Source organism: Mesorhizobium norvegicum (genome assembly GCF_004919685.1).
In the GTDB taxonomy this organism is placed as follows: Bacteria; Pseudomonadota; Alphaproteobacteria; order Rhizobiales; family Rhizobiaceae; genus Mesorhizobium; species Mesorhizobium norvegicum.
Genome location: NZ_SMYZ01000135.1, coordinates 1 through 18,509, shown reverse-complemented (window position 1 = coordinate 18,509; position 18,509 = coordinate 1). Strand labels below are relative to the sequence as shown.

The window sequence follows — 18,509 nt, the reverse complement described above, 5'->3', positions numbered from 1 at the left end:
CCTCAAACAGTCGGGAGCCGGCGGGCGACGCGACACCTACGGATCCGCGCTCTCGGCGCAAGGGCAGGTCGCAGGGGCGGCCAGCTACTAACGCGAGCTGGCAGCTCATCGAATACATCGGCCTGCCCGCACTTGGCGTGCTCCCGGGTGCCCCTGTCCCGGATGGTCGCACCATACGCCGAAAATCACTCATCTCCAGCGGCGATTGGATGGCACCGTCATTATCATATCGGTTACTAACAGCGACAACTGCGAGCTCGGCATCTTCTCCGCCATCGAGGCCGCCGCCGGCCTTTTCGAGAACCATCCGCATTCCTCTGTCTTTCCAGGAGACGGCGTGGACACCATGCCGTTCCTCACCGAACCCGCCTCCTAGCCCTTCGCCTGTGTAGTATACGTCACGCTCCCGTTTGGCTTCGACCTGAAGGATTACGGCGCCCCCTTCGCAGAGAAGATCGGGTTGTTCGTGGCGCGAGCAGCGAAGCCGAAGGAGCTTGTCTGGGTTCGGGTGCTGGCATGTCGATATTACGACCGTGTGCCCTTCGACAAGCTTGGTGGCTTCTTCAACCAGCATCTCGCCGCGGAGATCGAATCGTTATCTGCGCCGCAAAGTGCGGCCGGTGAGCGGCTTGGCCCTGCGTTCGAGTTGGCCACGTCTCGCTGGGATCGAGCATGTAAATAGCTTACGCAGCAACGGTGCGATCACACTGGAGCAACGGCATCAGGAAACCGCCATCCTTATGCGCCCCGACACCCTGGTCGCCATCGGTCGCATCGCGGGGGGCACTGTGGCCGAGGGCTGGCGAGTCTGCCAAGGCGAGCAACGATAGGCGATGCCGGCAGACATTACGTTGCGGCACTTGATATTGCAGTGCAGCAAGCGTAGAGCACCGCGCGCTTACCGGAGTGTCGCCCATGGCCCTTACCAATACTGGTAGTGAGGCAGAACCCGTCGAACAATCGAGCCATTCTGAGATTGAACAGCACAGCACCAAGGTTCTGATGCTGGGGGCACTCGGTGTCGTTTACGGCGATATCGGCACGAGCCCGATCTATGCATTCCGCGAAGCGTTGCATGCATCAGCCGGTGGCAACGTCGCCAACCGTGGCGACATCCTCGGCGTGCTGTCGCTGATCATCTGGTCGCTGACGATCACCGTGACGATCAAATACATCATGTTCGTGCTCCGCGCCGACAATCGAGGCGAGGGCGGAGTGCTGTCGCTTGTCGCGCTGGCGCGCAACAGTTTCCCGACCCGCTCGGCGGTGATCCTCGGCATCGGCATCGTCGGCGCGGCGCTTTTTTTCGGCGACGCAGTGATTACGCCGGCAATCTCGGTACTGTCGGCGGTCGAAGGTATGAATGTCGTCACGCCGACATTCCAGCCCTATGTGGTGCCGCTGACACTGGCCATCCTGGCGATTGTGTTTGCGGTACAGCGGTTTGGCACCGGCGGCGTAGGATTGGTGTTCGGGCCCGCTACCGCGCTGTGGTTCCTGGCCATCGGCCTTTCTGGCCTCAACCACATCATGGACGACCCGGAAATCCTGCTGGCCATCAGCCCGCATTACATCGTGTCGTTCCTGGTCAACTCGCCCGAAGTCGCCTTCGTCACGGTTGGTGCGGTTTTTCTCGCCGTCACCGGCGCTGAGGCGCTCTATGCCGACCTCGGCCATTTCGGGCGCAAGCCGATCGTGCTTGCCTGGCTGGCAATCGTGTTTCCTTGCCTGTTGCTCAACTATGTCGGGCAAGGTGCCTTCGTGCTGGCGAATGGCGGTGTCGTCGGTCATCCCTTCTTCGAGATGAACGAAGGCTGGATGCTTATCCCGATGGTGGTGCTGGCGACGGCGGCGACTGTGATCGCCAGCCAGGCGGTGATCTCCGGCGCCTTCTCGCTGACCAGACAAGCGGTGCAGCTCAACATGCTGCCGCGTTTCGTGATCCTGCATACGTCGGAAAAACAGTCGGGCCAAATCTACCTGCCGCGCGTCAACCTGCTGCTGGCGCTGGTGGTGATGCTGCTGGTGGTCGGCTTCGGTGAATCGAGCAGACTGGCCTCGGCCTACGGTATTTCGGTAACCGGCAACATGCTGGTGACGAACATACTGCTTTTTATTGTGATGACGCGCATCTGGAAGTGGCCGGTCGGCGTCGCGGTCTCCTTGATGGCGTTGTTCGCCTTCGTCGATACCGGCTTCTTTGCGGCCAACATAGTCAAGGTGTTTGAAGGGGGCTGGTCCTCGCTTGCCATTGCCGCAGTTATTGTGCTCACCATGTGGACCTGGATCCGCGGCACCCGCTATTTGTTCGAAAAGACGCGCCGGAACGAGATCCCGCTGGATTTCCTTGCCGGCAATCTGCTGAAGAAGAAGCCGCATCTGGTGTCGGGCACTGCGGTGTTCCTGACCAGCGATCCGCTCAGCGCGCCGACCGCGCTGATGCACAGCCTGAAGCACTACAAGGTGCTGCACGAGCAGAACGTCATCCTTTCGGTGGTGACGGCGCCGCAGCCGGTGGTGCCGGACAGCGACCGGGTCAAGATGGAGACGGTCAACGAGCTGTTCATGCGGGTGACGCTGACCTTCGGCTATATGGAACAGCCCAACATTCCGCGTGCGCTGGCGATCTGCCGCAAGCAGGGCTGGAAGTTTGATATCATGACCACGTCCTTCTTCCTGTCGCGGCGCTCGCTCAAGGCGTCGCCCTATTCCGGCATGCCGGTGTGGCAGGACAAGCTGTTCATCGGACTGGCGCGCACGGCAGCCGATGCGACGGAGTATTTCCAGATCCCGACCGGACGTGTGGTCGAGATCGGGACGCAGGTGGCCGTTTAGGCATGTCCGGTTGAGCAGAATCAATTGGCATTTTCCGAGCCGGTGAATGCCTGACCGGGCGGAGGCCACGATGCTTGCGCCCAACTGGGGTCGTGTTCCAGGCCCGAAGCTTCCGGCCCCAAAGCCGTCCCTTTACGCCTGCGATCATTCCCGTTCCCCATTGTCTTGCCGACCCACCAGTCGAGATGCACTGAAACGACCTCGCCGGGCAGCAACTTATTCATTTGAACGTAATCGATGTGCCGCAAGTCCGACCTTCAATCTTTCAGTTCACAGGCAAGCGTTACCAAAATCGGCGTGCCGCCTAACCGGCGCCGCATCGTGACCTGTCAGGAAGCCATGCAGGCGCGAGACAGAAGCTGGCTCGAGGCCGCCGGCCTGGTGCTGGTCCGGCAGCGGCCGGGCTCGGCCAGAGGCTTCATGTTCCTCACCATGGAGGATGAGACGGGCGCGGCAAACATCGTCGTCTGGGTCAAGATCTTCGAGAAATTCCGACGCGCGCTTCTCTCGTCGGCCATGCTCGGCGTACGCGGTCGTATCCAGCGAGAAGGGGAGGTGGTGCATCTCGTCGCCCACACCTGCCGCTGAATGTGACAGGCCAGGATGAAGCGGCGCAGGTTCGCGCCCAGCCGCCAACAATCCCCGCCGGCAGCGGCGCCACGAGCCTCTCGCCGCTCGGTGTCACCCAGCACTCCCGGCGATAGCGCATCACATCCGACAGAACCAGATCGCGCACCAGGATCGTCTCGTATCCCTTGAAGCGTGAGCCCGCAGGAGCGCTCACCGCAACCGTCACCTCGCGGCTCACGCGACCGCCGTCGCGCTTTGCGCCGCGACGGCGTCGCTTCCCCTTGCCAGATGCCGGCTGCGTTGCCCATTCCGACGGCTTGGTCGGCTTGGTCGGCTTGTCCGGAGGGCGATCCATGAGGGTCTGGATCTCGGCGCGCAGCGCCTGGTTCTCGATCTCAAGGCTCTCGACCCGGCCTTGAAGACCGCGCACTATGCCGATCAGCGCAGCAAACGGCCCGCGGAGCTGAGCAAGCGACAGGCCTTCAAGCGAATCAGTCGGTGGTAGCGTCCGCAAAATGGTGAATCACGAACGCGCTCGCCGCAAACCCCTCCGCCCGGAAAATCTGATCTGGTTACGGCTCTCGGCGTGACCCAGAGAGCTAGGAGAAGCCTCTGCGAGACTACAAGTGTAACACCATATTGGTTTAGCAGATCATGCTTGGGTGGTAACCTCATGGGGTACAGAAACGACTTTGGAAGCTGAGCAATGGATCGCGATAGCAAACGGACACGTGCAGCTGGAAGTTCATCCCGCGACGGGAGGAGGGCCGACGAACGCCGTAACCACCTCGGCCTTCCAGACGGGCCATTGACCATGTTGCAGAACGGTTAGTAACGGCTAACCCGCGCGATACAGCAAGCGATCTCGGGAGCTTCAAATCCGCCGAGAGGCAACCGCGACGTGCAGTTCAGGACGTTGCACTTCTTTGTGCTCTATGAATTCAAGCACTTGGGTAAGCTGGAGGCGATCGAGACCGCAATTACGACCATCGCGGGCTACAAGGGTTGCTTCAGGCTCATCATCCAGAGCCTCTCGGCACTGATAAGGCGAGGCTGGCAAGCAGAATTTTCTCGGCAATACCGGCCTGCAAGTGTTCATGGCCACTGCCGATGACGAGACTCCGAATGGTCATGCCGCCACATCCCACATTTTGATCGATGCCCGGTTAACGTTACGGTGCCCGTTTTCACAGCGTTAAGTCTACGGTGCCCGTCAGCTTGTCGTAAGCCAACCCGCCTAGCATGAGTCATCCAGATGACACTGACGGTTAAGCGCCCGTCTCGCTTATCCCGTCCCTCGGCGATCACAAACTCCACTACAGGTGAACGGCTATGGGAATTTGCATCTCCAAATCCTCCGGATCGACTCGACAGTCGCCGCGAGAATCCACGGCGTCGGGCTTTGAGAGCAGCATATCAGCGCTGAGGGTCTCCCTGGGCACGCCTGCCGACAGGTTGCGACGGGGCGGAGATGCGCCTCTGGAGCCACATCAGATCCAGCAGGCCGCCTATCATGTGGGAGCGTGTGTCGTCGGTGACGATGTCACCAGCCCGATAAGACTCGCGACAGCGGGGCAAACAGTTCACGACGTCCGCCTGCTGCTCAAGCATGGCCGGGGAAACGTTAAGGTGGACGACATTCCCTCTCACGGCCACAACAGCATCGGATCGTCGGTTGCAATGATGGGAGCAGACGACAACATTAAGGTTGCAGTGGCCGTAGTCATGGGAGCGGCGTGCTGCAATCAGACCGCTCCCCTTTCCGCTATCGTCCACGCCCCACACATGGCGGCCGACGAGCGGAGTATGACCTCTAGTGCTTCCGTGTCAATGAAAGAGATAACCGACCAAGGTGATGAGATCCCAGTCAAGACGGGTCACATTTGGAACGAACTGCGGCGCGGAAGCCGCGACCCGAGGTCGACCGTGGTTATGGATGCCTGGGCCAACGGTCCCGCTGTTCGGTTGAAGGACAGCGCATGGAGCGGAGTGCCGGTCAAGGAAGGTCATTGGTCGATGGACAAAAGCACCGCCGAATTCCTGAAAAACCGTGTTGAGGGGTTGATTCCGTTCGCGCATCCGGACACAAATGAACAAACTGCCAACGATTTGCGCCGGAAGCAAAACGCACCCGTATCGTGGAAGAAATATGCAGAAGTACAGGTGATCTCACCCGAGTTCGCCGATAGTGTACGCAACGCATTGTCCCGTATTCCTGAAGGCCAACAAAGGGAAATCGCATCACTGATGATTCAGGAAGCCTACGGAATGGATCCTTCCTCGCGCACGCACCAAGACGCAGTGGAATCAGTTCTGGTGGCCGCCAACCAACTGGACTCGCTGCCCCGGCCTCCTGTCGCGCCGCCGGAATTGGCGGTGTATCACCAGTTCGACGCAAATCAACAGGCCCAAGCTCACGCAGTTCCCGGCATGCAAGATATCTTGCCGCACATGCCTCCGCCGCAGCATGCATGGAATGCCAATCTGGACGGCCACATAGCAGGTCTTCAAGCTGAAGTCCGTGCGACAGGCGCGCAAACCTCCCGTCAACAGCTGCGGCGGGGTGGTGAAATCGGGCAGTCCCTAAGTCACCCCTATAATCACGCCCGCGAGGATCTAATGGCTGCCTCCAGAAGCAGAGATCGCTCCGGCCGTTGAGGTCTCGGCCATGGTAAGTGACGCCTTCTCCCCGAATTCCGTTCACAGCGTTGCCGTTTCCAATGCGCTGGCCGTTGATGTACCTGCCTTAGGGTAACTTTCAGAAACACGTCTGCCGGGTGGTGCGACCAAGCATCACACCACCCGCTCCGGCATCGATCTGTCGAGCGGCGACATCGCACGACGTCGGCGTGGTACTGGTGCCCAATGTCGGCCGCCGGTTGGGCGTGGGTGGACGGCGCTGCAGGTACTTCCGGGGATGATGATGGCGGCCGCACCGCTCGATTGTAGCGGGGCGAGCGCGTGGAGAGACGATTTGCGAGATACCGCGAACAACCTTACACTCGCCGTTGACGTCGGAGACCTCTACGAACATAAACGCGACAACGTTTTCAGCTTGCCGCGCTACTCGCCGGAGTCCCTCGCCATCCTAGGCCAGCGAGCCTTCGCCCGACTCATCAACTTGGAAGGCCCCGATCTCCCTCCGAGGAACCCGAACGATATTGCGGTCATAGCCCACCCCAGAGGAGCCATGGGCAACCTCTGGAGGTACCTGCCGCATCGACCATCGGTTGGAATAAAAGAACTGCTCGGTTCCAAGAAACAGTGGCGACATAGATATCCATGGAACCGTGATCAGTCCCTCCGCCAATAATTTTGAGAGCACGGCACCGCTACCATACGCGCCGACTACGAAAATGCCGTTGATCTCCTCTTTAATCGCGTGGAAGTAGGCGAGGATAGGGCCATCGATCTGCGTAGCCGGATAGTCCAAATCGACGGCGAAAAAAATCGTACTGCCTCTATCTTTCGGCTGGCCGACGCGCTTTGCGAACCCCATGGCACTCCTTGCATTTGCAGTACCGATCGGGCTCGAGAAATTGGAAATATGGCGGCTGCTGTCCTGGAAAATCGGTAGAATTCCGAAACCGTGCCCAGATAGTAGTTTGGCCTCCACTGGTGTGATGGTTTTTGGCCTCGCGGAACTCGCGTAATACCGAATGACCGTGGTCACCCCCGATCTTCGCAAGAAAGTGAGAAATTTCCGGCCTGGCGCATTGTTGAGACGGACGCTGACATCCGCTGCGGACCATCCGTCCGCCTTCGCGAAGTCTTCATGATAGGGCATGGGCTTTCCCGCTACAAAGCGCACCACCGACTTCGCTCCGCTGACGAAATCTGCGGTATTCACATATTCAACGAGCGTGCTGCTCCTTCTGGCTGAATGTAACGTCTGGCATACGGATTAGGGCAAGACGCGCAGGTAGTAAGGTGAGTCGCTCGGCGGGCCGAAGCGGCCGAAAACCTGCGCGATAGTGGACAGCGTATCCTTGTTTGACAGATTCAGGCACGCCTTCAGCAATGTTGAGGTGACGGCGAAACTGCCAGGGCTTCCACCATCGAAAACGGCAAGGCAGGTTAAAGATAAATAGATTTTCGCGGAGTCGGATTGATCCAGGATGAAGCAGTTGAATGCAGTCGGTTCGCCGTATCTGCTCAGATAGACACTGATGGGCTTCGCCAGATCGACGCCTGCTTTGTCGCCGTCGGCAGCATCGGCGCAAATTGACGCGAGGGTACTTGGCAAATCCGCAACGGCCATCGTGCGGTTCAGGGTCGTCGAAGCCGTGGCGGCCTCCACCTGGTTCGGCACCATCTGCATCGCATTCTGCCAGATATCAGGATCCAAGTTCAGAATTGAGCCTTCGGACAGTTTCCGGATCAAGCCTGAGCAAATCCTCTCCGCTTCGAGGGGGCCGCTGCTATGGGCGCCGATTACCAGGAAGAGGCCCGCAGTTGTTTCTGCGATGGGGTTCATAGTTGGTTTCTTATAGAAGCGGGGCCGGAGTTCGTCGGCACCGCTGTCAGCCGGACCTGATCTATGACGCTGGCGAGGTTTCTTCGAATTGACACCGTCGGCTGGTGCGCTGCTGCTTTTGAGACCAATCATGAGGATCAGACCTTGGGCGTGATGTCTTGTTGCGGGGTCGAGCCACCATTAAAGAAGTTCTTGGCATTCACAAACTGCTCGGTGGCGTTCTTATTCACGATCTCCTGGAAGTTTTTGTAATCGGGGCCGCCGTTGCGGATCCGGCGGGTCTGAACGATATTGGTAACCTCGCTATAACGTAGGTCGACGTTGACATATCGTGTCGATGAGCACGAAGATTTTAGATCAAGGAAGTACTCCTTGAACGTGACTTCTCGAAGAACAATTGCTCCGTAGTCGTAGTATCCGCCTGCCCCGTTATCGAGAAGGTAGCTTTGGTAGGTGCATGTCAGAGCCTTGTACTGCTGCGACTTGCTGTTGGCGCTGAAGGCCAGGTTGCCCATCTCAGTGAGGAAGGACTCGAAATCCGTTAGCAGAGACGCCCCGTCAGTGACGATCGCCTTCGCGATCAAGGAGAGGAACGTGGCTGAAACGGAGGTGCCAGCAAACTTGTTTGAGTAACCTTTCTGTTTTTGCGCTCCCATCGAAAGATCGGGAATGTTGCCCACAACGTTCGTCCACGTGTTGATGTCAAGTTTTTCCGCATCAACCTTAGGATAATGGGTATGCATGTAGTCGTGAATGAGTCCTCCTATAGCCAGAAGGTTGTCCTGATTTTCTTTCATGATGCAGCTGTACGCCGGGTCATCGGTCTTCTGACCAATGAGGTGAAACTGTACTGTCCCTTGATCGTTGGCGATCGTGTCGTTACTGGGGCGCGCAGCACCTGGCTGGGCCAAAAGAAGGGACTTGGCGCCGAAAAACGCGCTCGCCGCCTCATAGTTCTTGTCCGAATAGCTCTGTTCATGCCCTTGAAAATGCGCTGCGACCGCGTTCAACATGCTTATCTTCCTTTTCTGAGCGTTGCTGTGAAAGTCGCAAAGTGCCTGGCGTGCGTAAGCGCTTGAGTATCAGGTGATCTTCGCGTGTCTTCACTGGCTGTATAACAGTTTGTTCCGATCCCCACCTTTGCGTCAGGCAGACCTTTCTCTGCGCGCCGCCATTTTGCGATAGCGCAGCGGCGGGAGCCCATGGATCGCTTTGAACGCCGTGGAGAAATTGTTGCTGTTTTCGTAGCCTAAGGATTCAGCGACCTCGGCCACGCTTTCATGCCCGCTTCGCAAGCGGGCGGCAGCCTCCATCATCCGATAGTGCCGTAGCCAGGTCATAGGCCCGCAGCCAAAGGCAGCCTCGAAGCGGTTGACGAGCGTTGTCTTATTAGTCCCGGCTATGCGCGCCAGTTCGCTGAGGGCGATCTGCTGATCGACTCGCTGTGCCAGCAGATCGCACGCCTTCTGAACGAGGGGGTCGGCTGAGAAGAATAGCGGTCCAGAACGCCGCGCGATCTGAGCGACGCAGGCGATCAGTCTGCTTACAACTTCCTGCTCGATCAGTGGCCACAACAGGTAATCGGAATACCCGTCGGAGAAAACCGCCTCTCGGTCCAGCCTGTCTTCGGAAACCAGGGCTAGTTGCACCAGTCCGAAAGAGAGCTTCGCATGACCGTACCCATGTTGCTCCGGTTCGCGGCAATCGATGATGACGATTTTCGCGCAGTGCCCCAGCCGCAACAAACGGTGCTCAAGGATATCGATCTGCCGCGCTTCGTTGGGCAGATTGCCGAAGATCCGAGAACTCGCAATTTGTGCCAAACACTTACCTGCCAAAGGGTCCGGGCCAAGATACGCGGCCAGAATCGATGCATGCACCACACCCTGCCTGCGAAAGCCTTGACGCGGCCGAACGGCGGTCGAAGAAGGAGGGTCTTGGTTTGTGTAGTTGGCTGTAAGTGTGAATGCCTTCTTCACAGTAGATGCTCGCTCGAAGTCAGCGCGCGTCGGTTTCACTGAGTTGGGACAGCGGAACCAGCATCGCGTCTCGATGGAGGAGGGGGGGTAATGCACTGGCTCGGTCCTGAGGATAGTGCCAGACTTTGATCGCATCACGCTTCTTCCCTTGGCGAAGCATCAGCCGTTTGCCCTCTCATTTTCGATGGATGCGCCAGCTCTGTTCCCGCCGCCGCTGCGGCGGCAATCTTGTGGCGCAGCCAGTGATGCTCTGGGTCGCGATGGCAACGCTCGTGCCAAATCAGCGCAACCTCGTAAGGCGACAGTTCCACCGGCGGATCGACAATCGCTAGGGGGAGCAAGGCGGCGATCCGTGTGGCGACGCGGTGTGGTACAATCAGCACCAGATCGGTCGCCGCGATGGCCACAGCGGCCGTCAGGAGGTTGGAAACCAGCACGGGATCGCGATCTTGGAGGTGTAAATTGGCCAGATCGTCATGCACCCGGCCGAAGCCGTCCTTCGAATCCGAGTCAATGGCGGCGTGGCGAAGGGCAGCGAAGGCCTCCATCGTCCATTCCTGCGCCAGGGCTGGGTGGTCGCAACGTAGCAGGCACGCGAAGCGGTCAGTATAGAGCCTGCGCCGAAAGAAGCCCGGTGGCGTGCCACCGGTCTGCCCAACGGCCAGATCGATCTCGCCTTGTTCAAGCCGCCGGAGCGCGCCAGTTAGAAACGAGCCGGTGACGATGTCGAGATTAGGCGCGTGCTCGCGTAGCAGGGGTAGGAGAGGCGGCAGCAAGATCAGGGCTTGATGGTCGGGTATCGCCATTATTGTCTTTGATCGCCATTCCCCCTGGCGGTTTACCATCCCGCGGAGCGCATCCAACACCGGCGGCAGCATTTGGGCCAACCGTTCGGCCTGCGGCGTCGGGACCAAGCCGCTCGAGCCTCGAACCAAAAGATCGTCATTGAAAATGCCACGCAGCCTTGTCAACGCTCGGCTCATCGACGGTTGGCTCAAGCGCACGTGCCGAGCCGCATGCGTGACGTTGCGGTGCTCCAGCAGCGCCTCAAGAGACACCAGTAAATTCAGGTCAATGGATGCCAACATTTGCTGTGGCCGTGGGGCGCGAGCGCCCTCGACTATCGGTCGTGGCCGCTCACGCGTGTTTGAAGAAAGCTGCCGACTGCAAGAGAGCTCACCCATGTCTTTTTCCTCTTGTTTTAATGTGGAATGTGCTCATGCTACGTCTTGAGATCTGGCGTGCGGTGTAGGTCGATGCTGCTTAACCCATCAGCAATGTCGCCAACCTGGTGGTCGACATATTCAATACACGGGGTCTCGTCAGCGAAGCGATGACAGTCGAATACTCGACGCCGACGGAGCCGGGGACGAGAGCCCTCTTGCGCGGATCGGCCAAACTAGTTTGATGTGTGACCGCAGCCGCGAGTTCTTCGCTCCCGTGCCAGCATAATCGGCTACAACCCAACTGGGTGGTTGGCCTGCGGTCATCGCCATCCACCACAGCACATTAACCACGCCTCGGCGAGGCCGGAATGCTGCCCTGATCCAATTGGTCGCGATCAGCCTCATGCTGGCAAGTCCGCCGCCTCGAGCTTGGCGAGAAAGCCGTCGCACCATCGATAGACATCATGCCCGATGAGACTGTGCTTCATTGCCTTCCAACGGTCTTTCCGTTCGTCTGGCGACATGCGAAATGCCTGTTCCGTGGAGGCCGCCACAGCCTCTGGGTCATAGGGATTGACAAGCACCGCTCCCTCCAATTCGCCAGCGGCGCCGGCAAATTGCGAGAGCACGAGGACGCCCGGATTGCTTGGGTCTTGCGCAGCCACGTATTCCTTCGCCACCAGATTCATGCCGTCGCGGAGCGGCGTCACCAGGCCAACGCGTGCCAGTCGATAGAGGCCGGCCAGTTGCAGCGGGCCATGGGAACGATTGGTGTAGTGTACTGGTACCCAATCGATGGTTCCAAGTTCCCCATTGACACCTCCCACCAGTTCGGCGATGCGCTTTTGCAGCGCCAGATAGGCCGGTATTTCCCCGCGGGATTTCGGGGTAATCTGCAGCAGTAGCGTCTTGCGGACGCGATGGCTGTTACGATCAAGGAAATGGCGAAACGCCACGATGCGCTGATCGATGCCCTTGGAATAATCCAATCGGTCGACACCAATGGCGACGTCACAGCCAGCAGTCCTCTTGTAAACTTCCTGCAGATCCCCGTCGCGCGTCGCTAGCTCTGCGAGGCTCTCGAACTTGGCCGTGTCGATACCGATTGGAAAAACCCCGCAGCGAAACTCCCGCCCTTTGACCAGGCAGCTACGGTCTTTCATGAGACGCCCTAAGTTTCGGCGGCGTAGACATTCGGCGAAGTTGTCAAGATCGTCGTCGGTTTGAAAGCCGACAAGGTCATAGAACGAAAGCGCTTCCAGTAATTCTTCGCAGAGCGGCACGGTGGCGAGGATGTCCGCCGGCGGCCATGGTATGTGCAGGAAAAAGCCGATCCGGTTGCGGCAGCCGCGTTCGCGCAGTTCTTTCCCTAGAGGGATCAGGTGATAATCCTGCACCCATATGACGTCGTCCTCGCGGTGGAGCGGCATCAAAGACTCTGCGAAGAGTCGGTTGACGCGGTAGTATCCTGACTTTCTAGCGTCGTTGTATTCGGCGAGGTCGACACGGCAGTGGAAGACCGGCCAAAGAACCCTGTTGGCGAAGCCGTAGTAATATTCGTCCAGATCCTTCTGCGAGAGATCCGCAAGGGCATAGGTGATGCCGTTGGCCTCCTGCATGGTCGGTGACACCTGGTTCTTCTCGGTTTTCACCTTCCCCGACCAGCCCATCCAAAGCCCGCCTCGTTGCTGGAGCGCGGCGTTCAGCGCAATGGCCATCCCGCCCGGGGGCAGTGACCCGTGCTCGTCGGGCAACGCAACCCTGTTGGAGACAATGACCAGTCTGCCGTCTCCACCGTCCCCAACACTCATAATGTTTTTCATGGTCACTCCTGTTGCCTGTCAGCTTTTGGCTTCGATCTCTGCCAAGTTAGTGACGGTCATCAGGTGGGACAATCTCATTAGGCGTATGGTAGAATAGCGCACACAAATAGGCACTAAGCGGGACAGGAACTGAGCTCGCAAAGCTTCGGTTTTTGGATCATGTTTCTCCTAAGTTTTTAACCGAGAGCGTGGACCCGATTCCCTACGACCACTAGTTTGGCAGACCGGCGCCCCCGGCTCGCGATGAGCGCATCAACCTCCCAATTTTCCCCGCCCGCGCTCTTGTAACCGTCGGCGTGGGTTGGGTGTCGGTCAAAGCCGAAATTCAACGCCGCGACCCCGACCATTTGGCCAGACACGCTTTCATTGGCTGCGATCGGCGGCGGACGCGCCTGGTGCCTCAAACCTGGCCGGCTGACCGAACGGATTGCCTTCCTGCGCAAGCTGGAAATCGACCTTCATCTGGCGGGCATCGATCAACACCGGTGCGGTTGTGCCCTCGACGATTTGAAGAAGCTCTCGGCATCACCGGAAGGAAAGCCAACTGGGCAAACTCTTCGGGAACTCGGCCGCGTCGAGCGGTCGCTCTCCATGATCGAATGCTATTCGAGTCCCGCATTGCGCCGGCGATCTCAGGCCCGGTCGTCCTTGATGGCGCTCAGAGCAACGGCTATGTGAAACGCGGTCGCAAACCCGGCAGGCCGCCGGTTCCACCCGGCCTGAGCAAGCACCCACTCAGGCGTCCCTACCGGAAGTCGGGCGCGCCGTTCGCGGACGTCGATCTGCGGCTGACGGAGAGTGACAAGAATCCTATCGCTGACGTCGTCACGATGCTTAGCGATCCCGCTGCAGCCGGCCCCGGCCAACGAAGCTAGTTCATAGCGGCGGCTCTCTAAGCCGAGGGGTGCCTGACTGAACGGTACCTGGTCGGGCTGGCAATCCCGACCAGGTGACGCCCGATCGGGCTCTCTCGTTGTGGCCGTCCCCACGGCCATGCAACATTTCAACTTTGCTGGCGCCCGACACATCGGCCGAGCGCTAGCCGCCCTGCGTCGAACTGCACCTGGTCAATCAAGAACAGCGCGGAAGCGGTTACAGGGGGGCATGTCGCGATGCGTTCGTTCGCAGATAGTGCAGTGTTCTGCAAGTCAGCAGCTCCTATGTCGAGATGGCAGCGCCTCGCGGTAGCGCGGGTTCTACGGGCCGCATCGACCGCCGTGCCTCGCCAGATCGAGCGGCGTTGAGCCTCCAACATTGGGTTCGCGGTGCCGCAGTCCTAGCCAGCGAAGGTCGTGTTCGTCATCCCCGCGGTTCGCGTGCATCCGCCGCTGGCCCATCTAATGCGCCTCGCCCCCGCGGACAGCAAACAGCGAAGCCGCCATGGCCGCGAAATCTCGCAATGTCAGCTTGATTCCAGGTCCCACCCTCCACTTTTGCGAGGTGATCCGTGCAGGTGCCGGTGGATCATTTCTCACCGAGTTTCAGCCTTTGCTAGGGCCTCCTGCCCTCCCTGCCGCGCGTCACTCTACCCTGCTCGCATCGCTTCACCTCACGCGGGAAACAATGTCGTTACGGGCATCCTGTGCGGCAAATGGCACAGCGATAAGACAGAACGCAGAACGCCAATGGCGTCCGCCAAGCAATGGGCCTCGAGGATGCGGAGGCTTCGGTCAGCCATGAGTTCGATTCCTGCAAGCGGGCCGGCTCTTTAACCAGCCTTCCCTGGCGCTCACGCGCCGGCACTTTCGCCACGGTTACCTCCGGTGTGGAGAAGTTGCATGTCGCAATCCGCTGTCGGTCAGGGACTGGCACACGGCCAACAAGGCGCGTTCCGGGCCTGACACCGTCAAGCTCGCAGGGCATTCCTAGTCAAGTGGTTGCAGCTCCAGTCGGCTTTATGAAGTCGGTGACCGGCCTAAGAAGCTTCCTGATCCCCGCACTCCGACATTATTCCTGACCCGCTCAATTGGATCAGGCTACCCTAACAAAAAGACTCGGCACAATCTGGGTGCCGGGTCTTTAAGGTCACATGTGATTGGGTAGGTGATGTGACGCTTCTTGGCTACGCCCCGCATGATTAACGAGCCGTTAACTGCGCGGCATTCCTCAGCTTCTATTCGGCGAGAAGAGCGACCACATAGGTCTCTTGGCGCCGGGACTAACCCATATGTCCCGGACAATGTGCCGGCGTTATTGCGTTCATGGGTCACTGGATGACGATTTCGCCGTTTAGGGTGTCAGTCAAGAGGGCGCGCTGCATTTGCGTTCGCAAGCTGTCCCATCAGCGAGATGTAATGGCGGAATTTCCTATCTAGGAATCAATGCCCGACCGCACAAACGGGAGTCTGCTTCCGATTTGCTGCCGCCTTCGCCGCGATCTTCGCCATCCGGCTGATTGCCGCCGCAAGCCTGCGCGTGCCATGGCTCGACAGGTCAAAAACTCGGGACGGCTTATGGATGATGCTGGGGACACATTGGCAAGGCTTGTGGTAACCCTATTGCAGAGTCAACCGGGCCAGGGTGACGCAATCAGGGGCTCTCGCATACAACCGGTGTTTGGTTACTCCCGGATCATCTGCGATTTAAATCAAATCCGTCTGTGGATATTGACGATTGCGTGACCCTCACCTCGTAGACGGCTAACGCGGGCGGCAACTGAGAGGGTCATATGACAAGCGATTTTTCCGCCGCGCGAGTGCACCTAGATCGAGCGTATCATTACCTGCGAGGCGATGACCCGATGAGCCAGAGGGGGCGCGAAGCCTTGGATCTGCTAATTGAGGCAGTTGCCGTCGAGGAGTTCAAGCAGCCGAGCCAAAACGCGGAGGTGTTAATGTTTCCGATTGGGCGCCGCTTCTGAGGCGATCTCCATGGTGGCAACCATGAACGTGATGTGCAAACATCCTCAGAATATTGCCCGTCAAGGCATGAGCCGAGTCGGCAATCGAATGGGAGTCCGAAGCCTGTCGCCCACAACCTTCTGAATTTCGCTGCGCCTATTGTCATCGGCGGCAGCTATTCCGGAATGGCCGCCGCCCGGAAGTTCCGCCGCGTCCGCGCCAGGTTCCTGGTGATCGACGCCGGGTTGCGGCCGAACGCTTTTTGCCAGCCATTCGCCTGCCTTCCTGTCCAAGGGCGGCGTCGATCCGGCCGAGATCACGGAACGGTCGCCTGATTAGCTTTCGCGCTACGCGACGCCCTTGTACGACGGAACGGCCGAACGGGTGAGGAGCCGCGACGGTTTCGGCTCCTACTACCCGACGGCCTCCGCGGAGAGCCGTCGAGTTGTCGCTGCCGGCGTTTCAGATGCGCTGCCAAGGGTCAATGGGCTGGCGGAGATATTGGGGAACAGCATTCCACCGACCCTGATGTATGGCTGTGAACTCTATCGGGACGGCTCGGCGTGATTGGTGCCGATCCTGCTCGGCCCACCAGGCACTTCGCGTGTCCGAATGAGGAGGCGCCCGCTGCTTTGCCCTGCGGGGCGAATGCCCATTTTTCCATAATCATTGCATATATCAGTGCTAGGAAGGTCCGAATTGGAAACGAAAACAATGGGGCGAGGCTTATGATGTTGAGCCGTAGCCAAGGCAAATCGCCTGCACAGCTTTTCCGCTATCTGTCGGCCAAGTGGCCGGCGGCCTTCAATCCGAAAGCGCCCAGACCGCTGAAGATCGGCATCCATCATGACATTCGGGTGCTCGACGGCGAACTGTCCGATGATGAATTGAGGAGAGCCCTGCTGGCGTATACCAAGATGGCCAAATACTTGGCGAGACTGGATGCCGGCGCCGCACGGGTCAATCTCGATGGCAAGCCGGCCGGCGTGGTCTCGGATGCGGACGCGGTGACCGCCAAGGCTTTGCTTTGCTCCCGCAAGGACAAACAAAAGGGCAAGCAAACGCCGGAGCCAAGGGCAGAGCCTCAAGCGCCACCCAAACCAAAACCGAAGCGAACCGCCGTGTTCAAGGCGAAGAATACGGCCGACAGCCCGACCGGCATAATCGTTGAGACGAAGCGTCGCCGGTCATTCCGAAAACCGATGACTTGATCGCCGCTGAGCGATAGCTCGTGCCGACCGGGACAGCCCTCAGGGTCGGAGCACATGGCGCCCCGCGCCAATCCGAATTGCCGCGATCGCAATGGAGCTGCCGCATTCGCGCTGGCGAAACGGAGTGGTCGGTCAACCCTTCTTCGGGATGAACGAAGGCCGGATGCTATTCCGATGGTCGGTCTGGCCACCGCCGCGACCTCTATCGTTCGGGATGGCAGTTAGGTCGATGCCGGCCCAGATTGACTGTGGCCGCTTCACGAGCCCACGCTTCTGTTTGATCTCGACGGCAAGGGGCCGCTGCTGCCTCATGCTCTCGGCGACTTGGGGAGGTGCGAACATTATCTAGGCCGATTGCACGTTTTCGCCACCGCTCCCTCATACTCATGGAAGGGTTCGAATCGTTGATTGTCTTCGAAGCCCCGACGCCAGCGGCTCTCCGCCGTATCCGTGCCCGCGCTCGCTTCTAGTCCAGCTTTCACGACCAGCGCTACTACGGCCATACGGTCGGTGTACGCGCCGAACATTTCCGGCCGGATCCGACTTCAAGGAAAAGGGCGGCATCGCTGCCGCCCTCGAGATTGTTGAGGTGCGTGGACCTTAGAAATCCATGCCGCCCATACCACCCATGCCGCCGCCAGCCATGCCGGCAGGCATGCCGCCGCCAGCCGACTCCTTCTTCGGAGCCTCCGCGATCATGGCTTCGGTGGTGACCAGCAGGCCGGCGACCGAGGCCGCGTCCTGGAGAGCCGTGCGCACGACCTTGACCGGATCAACGATGCCCATGGCGATCATGTCGCCATATTCGCCGGTCTGGGCGTTGTAGCCGAAGGTCGCGCCCTTGTTCTCAAGGATCTTGCCGGCAACGATCGAAGCTTCCGCACCGGCGTTGGCAGCGATCTGGCGGGCCGGAGCCTGCAGTGCACGACGAACGATGTTGATGCCGGCGGTCTGGTCGGCATTGGCGCCGACAGCGTTGATGCTAAGCGAAGCGCGCAGCAGGGCAACGCCGCCGCCGGGAACGATGCCTTCTTCGACGGCCGCACGGGTCGCGTTGAGGGCGTCATCGACGCGGTCCTTCTTTTCCTTGACTTCGACTTCCGTCGCACCGCCGACGCGGATCACCGCAACGCCGCCCGCGAGCTTCGCGAGACGTTCCTGCAGCTTCTCCTTGTCGTAGTCCGACGTGGTCTCTTCGATCTGCTGCTTGATCTGGGCAACGCGGCCCTGGATCTCGGCCTTCTTGCCGGCACCGTCGACGATGGTGGTGTTCTCCTTGGAGATCGACACCTTCTTGGCGCGGCCGAGCATGTCGAGGCCGACGTTCTCAAGCTTGATGCCGAGGTCTTCCGAGATGACCTGGCCACCGGTGAGGATGGCGATGTCTTCCAGCATGGCCTTGCGGCGATCACCGAAGCCCGGCGCCTTGACGGCGGCGATCTTCAGGCCGCCGCGCAGCTTGTTGACGACCAGCGTGGCCAGAGCCTCGCCTTCGACGTCTTCCGAGATGATGAGCAGCGGCTTCGAGGTCTGCACGACGGCTTCGAGAACCGGCAGCATGGCCTGCAGGTTGGAGAGCTTCTTCTCGTGCAGCAGGATGTAGACGTC

13 protein-coding genes and 2 pseudogenes are annotated in these 18,509 nt (G+C 59.5%); 8 read left to right on the top strand and 7 right to left on the bottom strand.

Annotated features, from left to right (window positions below; genetic code table 11):
* The first annotated feature begins 205 nt into the window (after nucleotides 1-205).
* From FCU66_RS41495 to FCU66_RS38125, 5 genes and pseudogenes are all read left to right on the top strand, one after another.
* The gene (locus FCU66_RS41495) at nucleotides 206-376 is read left to right on the top strand and encodes a hypothetical protein (RefSeq protein WP_168992076.1); all 171 of its coding nucleotides are present in this window, start codon (nucleotides 206-208) and stop codon (nucleotides 374-376) included.
* Nucleotides 377-915: 539 nt separating this feature from the next.
* Nucleotides 916-2,835 carry a potassium transporter Kup gene (locus FCU66_RS38150; protein WP_136620917.1) on the top strand — a complete coding sequence of 640 codons (1,920 nt, stop codon included), beginning with the start codon at nucleotides 916-918 and terminating at the stop codon, nucleotides 2,833-2,835.
* A gap of 306 nt (nucleotides 2,836-3,141) precedes the next feature.
* Nucleotides 3,142-3,411 (top strand): annotated as a pseudogene (locus tag FCU66_RS38145) (OB-fold nucleic acid binding domain-containing protein); the annotation flags it as partial.
* 919 nt (nucleotides 3,412-4,330) lie between these two features.
* Nucleotides 4,331-4,529, top strand: a pseudogene (locus tag FCU66_RS38135) (type IV secretory system conjugative DNA transfer family protein); the annotation flags it as partial.
* A gap of 505 nt (nucleotides 4,530-5,034) precedes the next feature.
* Nucleotides 5,035-6,063 carry a type III secretion protein gene (locus tag FCU66_RS38125; protein WP_181956589.1) on the top strand — a complete coding sequence of 343 codons (1,029 nt, stop codon included), beginning with the start codon at nucleotides 5,035-5,037 and terminating at the stop codon, nucleotides 6,061-6,063.
* Nucleotides 6,064-6,493: 430 nt separating this feature from the next.
* Here FCU66_RS38125 and FCU66_RS38120 read toward each other — a convergent pair whose 3' ends face one another.
* The 6 genes from FCU66_RS38120 to FCU66_RS38095 form a co-directional block, all read right to left on the bottom strand.
* Nucleotides 6,494-7,192 (bottom strand): glycoside hydrolase domain-containing protein, encoded by a 699-nt coding sequence (locus FCU66_RS38120; RefSeq protein ID WP_136620920.1) that lies wholly within the window; start codon nucleotides 7,190-7,192, stop codon nucleotides 6,494-6,496.
* 117 nt (nucleotides 7,193-7,309) lie between these two features.
* On the bottom strand, nucleotides 7,310-7,882 hold the full coding sequence (locus FCU66_RS38115; RefSeq protein WP_136620921.1) for a glutamate acetyltransferase: 573 nt from the start codon (nucleotides 7,880-7,882) through the stop codon (nucleotides 7,310-7,312).
* Between the two features lie 137 nt (nucleotides 7,883-8,019).
* The gene (locus FCU66_RS38110) at nucleotides 8,020-8,895 is read right to left on the bottom strand and encodes a hypothetical protein (protein WP_136620922.1); all 876 of its coding nucleotides are present in this window, start codon (nucleotides 8,893-8,895) and stop codon (nucleotides 8,020-8,022) included.
* Nucleotides 8,896-9,027: 132 nt separating this feature from the next.
* Nucleotides 9,028-9,861, bottom strand: coding sequence for a helix-turn-helix domain-containing protein (locus tag FCU66_RS38105; protein WP_246094196.1), 834 nt, complete (start codon nucleotides 9,859-9,861; stop codon nucleotides 9,028-9,030).
* Nucleotides 9,862-9,995: 134 nt separating this feature from the next.
* Nucleotides 9,996-10,949 carry a LysR family transcriptional regulator gene (locus FCU66_RS38100; RefSeq protein ID WP_246094195.1) on the bottom strand — a complete coding sequence of 318 codons (954 nt, stop codon included), beginning with the start codon at nucleotides 10,947-10,949 and terminating at the stop codon, nucleotides 9,996-9,998.
* A gap of 479 nt (nucleotides 10,950-11,428) precedes the next feature.
* Entirely contained in the window at nucleotides 11,429-12,850 is a 1,422-nt protein-coding gene (locus FCU66_RS38095) for an alpha,alpha-trehalose-phosphate synthase (UDP-forming) (RefSeq protein ID WP_246094194.1), read from the bottom strand.
* A gap of 507 nt (nucleotides 12,851-13,357) precedes the next feature.
* Here FCU66_RS38095 and FCU66_RS38090 point away from each other — a divergent pair.
* The 3 genes from FCU66_RS38090 to FCU66_RS38080 all read left to right on the top strand — a co-directional run bounded on the left by FCU66_RS38090 (nucleotide 13,358) and on the right by FCU66_RS38080 (nucleotide 16,901).
* Complete coding sequence (locus tag FCU66_RS38090) at nucleotides 13,358-13,528, top strand: Tn3 family transposase (protein ID WP_425462890.1); 171 nt, start codon at nucleotides 13,358-13,360, stop codon at nucleotides 13,526-13,528.
* Nucleotides 13,529-15,518: 1,990 nt separating this feature from the next.
* Nucleotides 15,519-15,710: a hypothetical protein gene (locus FCU66_RS42430; protein WP_097572428.1), complete on the top strand. Its 192-nt coding sequence runs from the start codon at nucleotides 15,519-15,521 to the stop codon at nucleotides 15,708-15,710.
* A 543-nt stretch (nucleotides 15,711-16,253) separates the two neighbouring features.
* Entirely contained in the window at nucleotides 16,254-16,901 is a 648-nt protein-coding gene (locus FCU66_RS38080) for a ProQ/FINO family protein (RefSeq protein WP_246094193.1), read from the top strand.
* A 600-nt stretch (nucleotides 16,902-17,501) separates the two neighbouring features.
* Here the strand turns inward: FCU66_RS38080 and groEL are convergent.
* A partial coding sequence (gene groEL, locus FCU66_RS38075; protein WP_136625495.1) for a chaperonin GroEL occupies nucleotides 17,502-18,509 on the bottom strand: 1,008 nt, incomplete at its 5' end.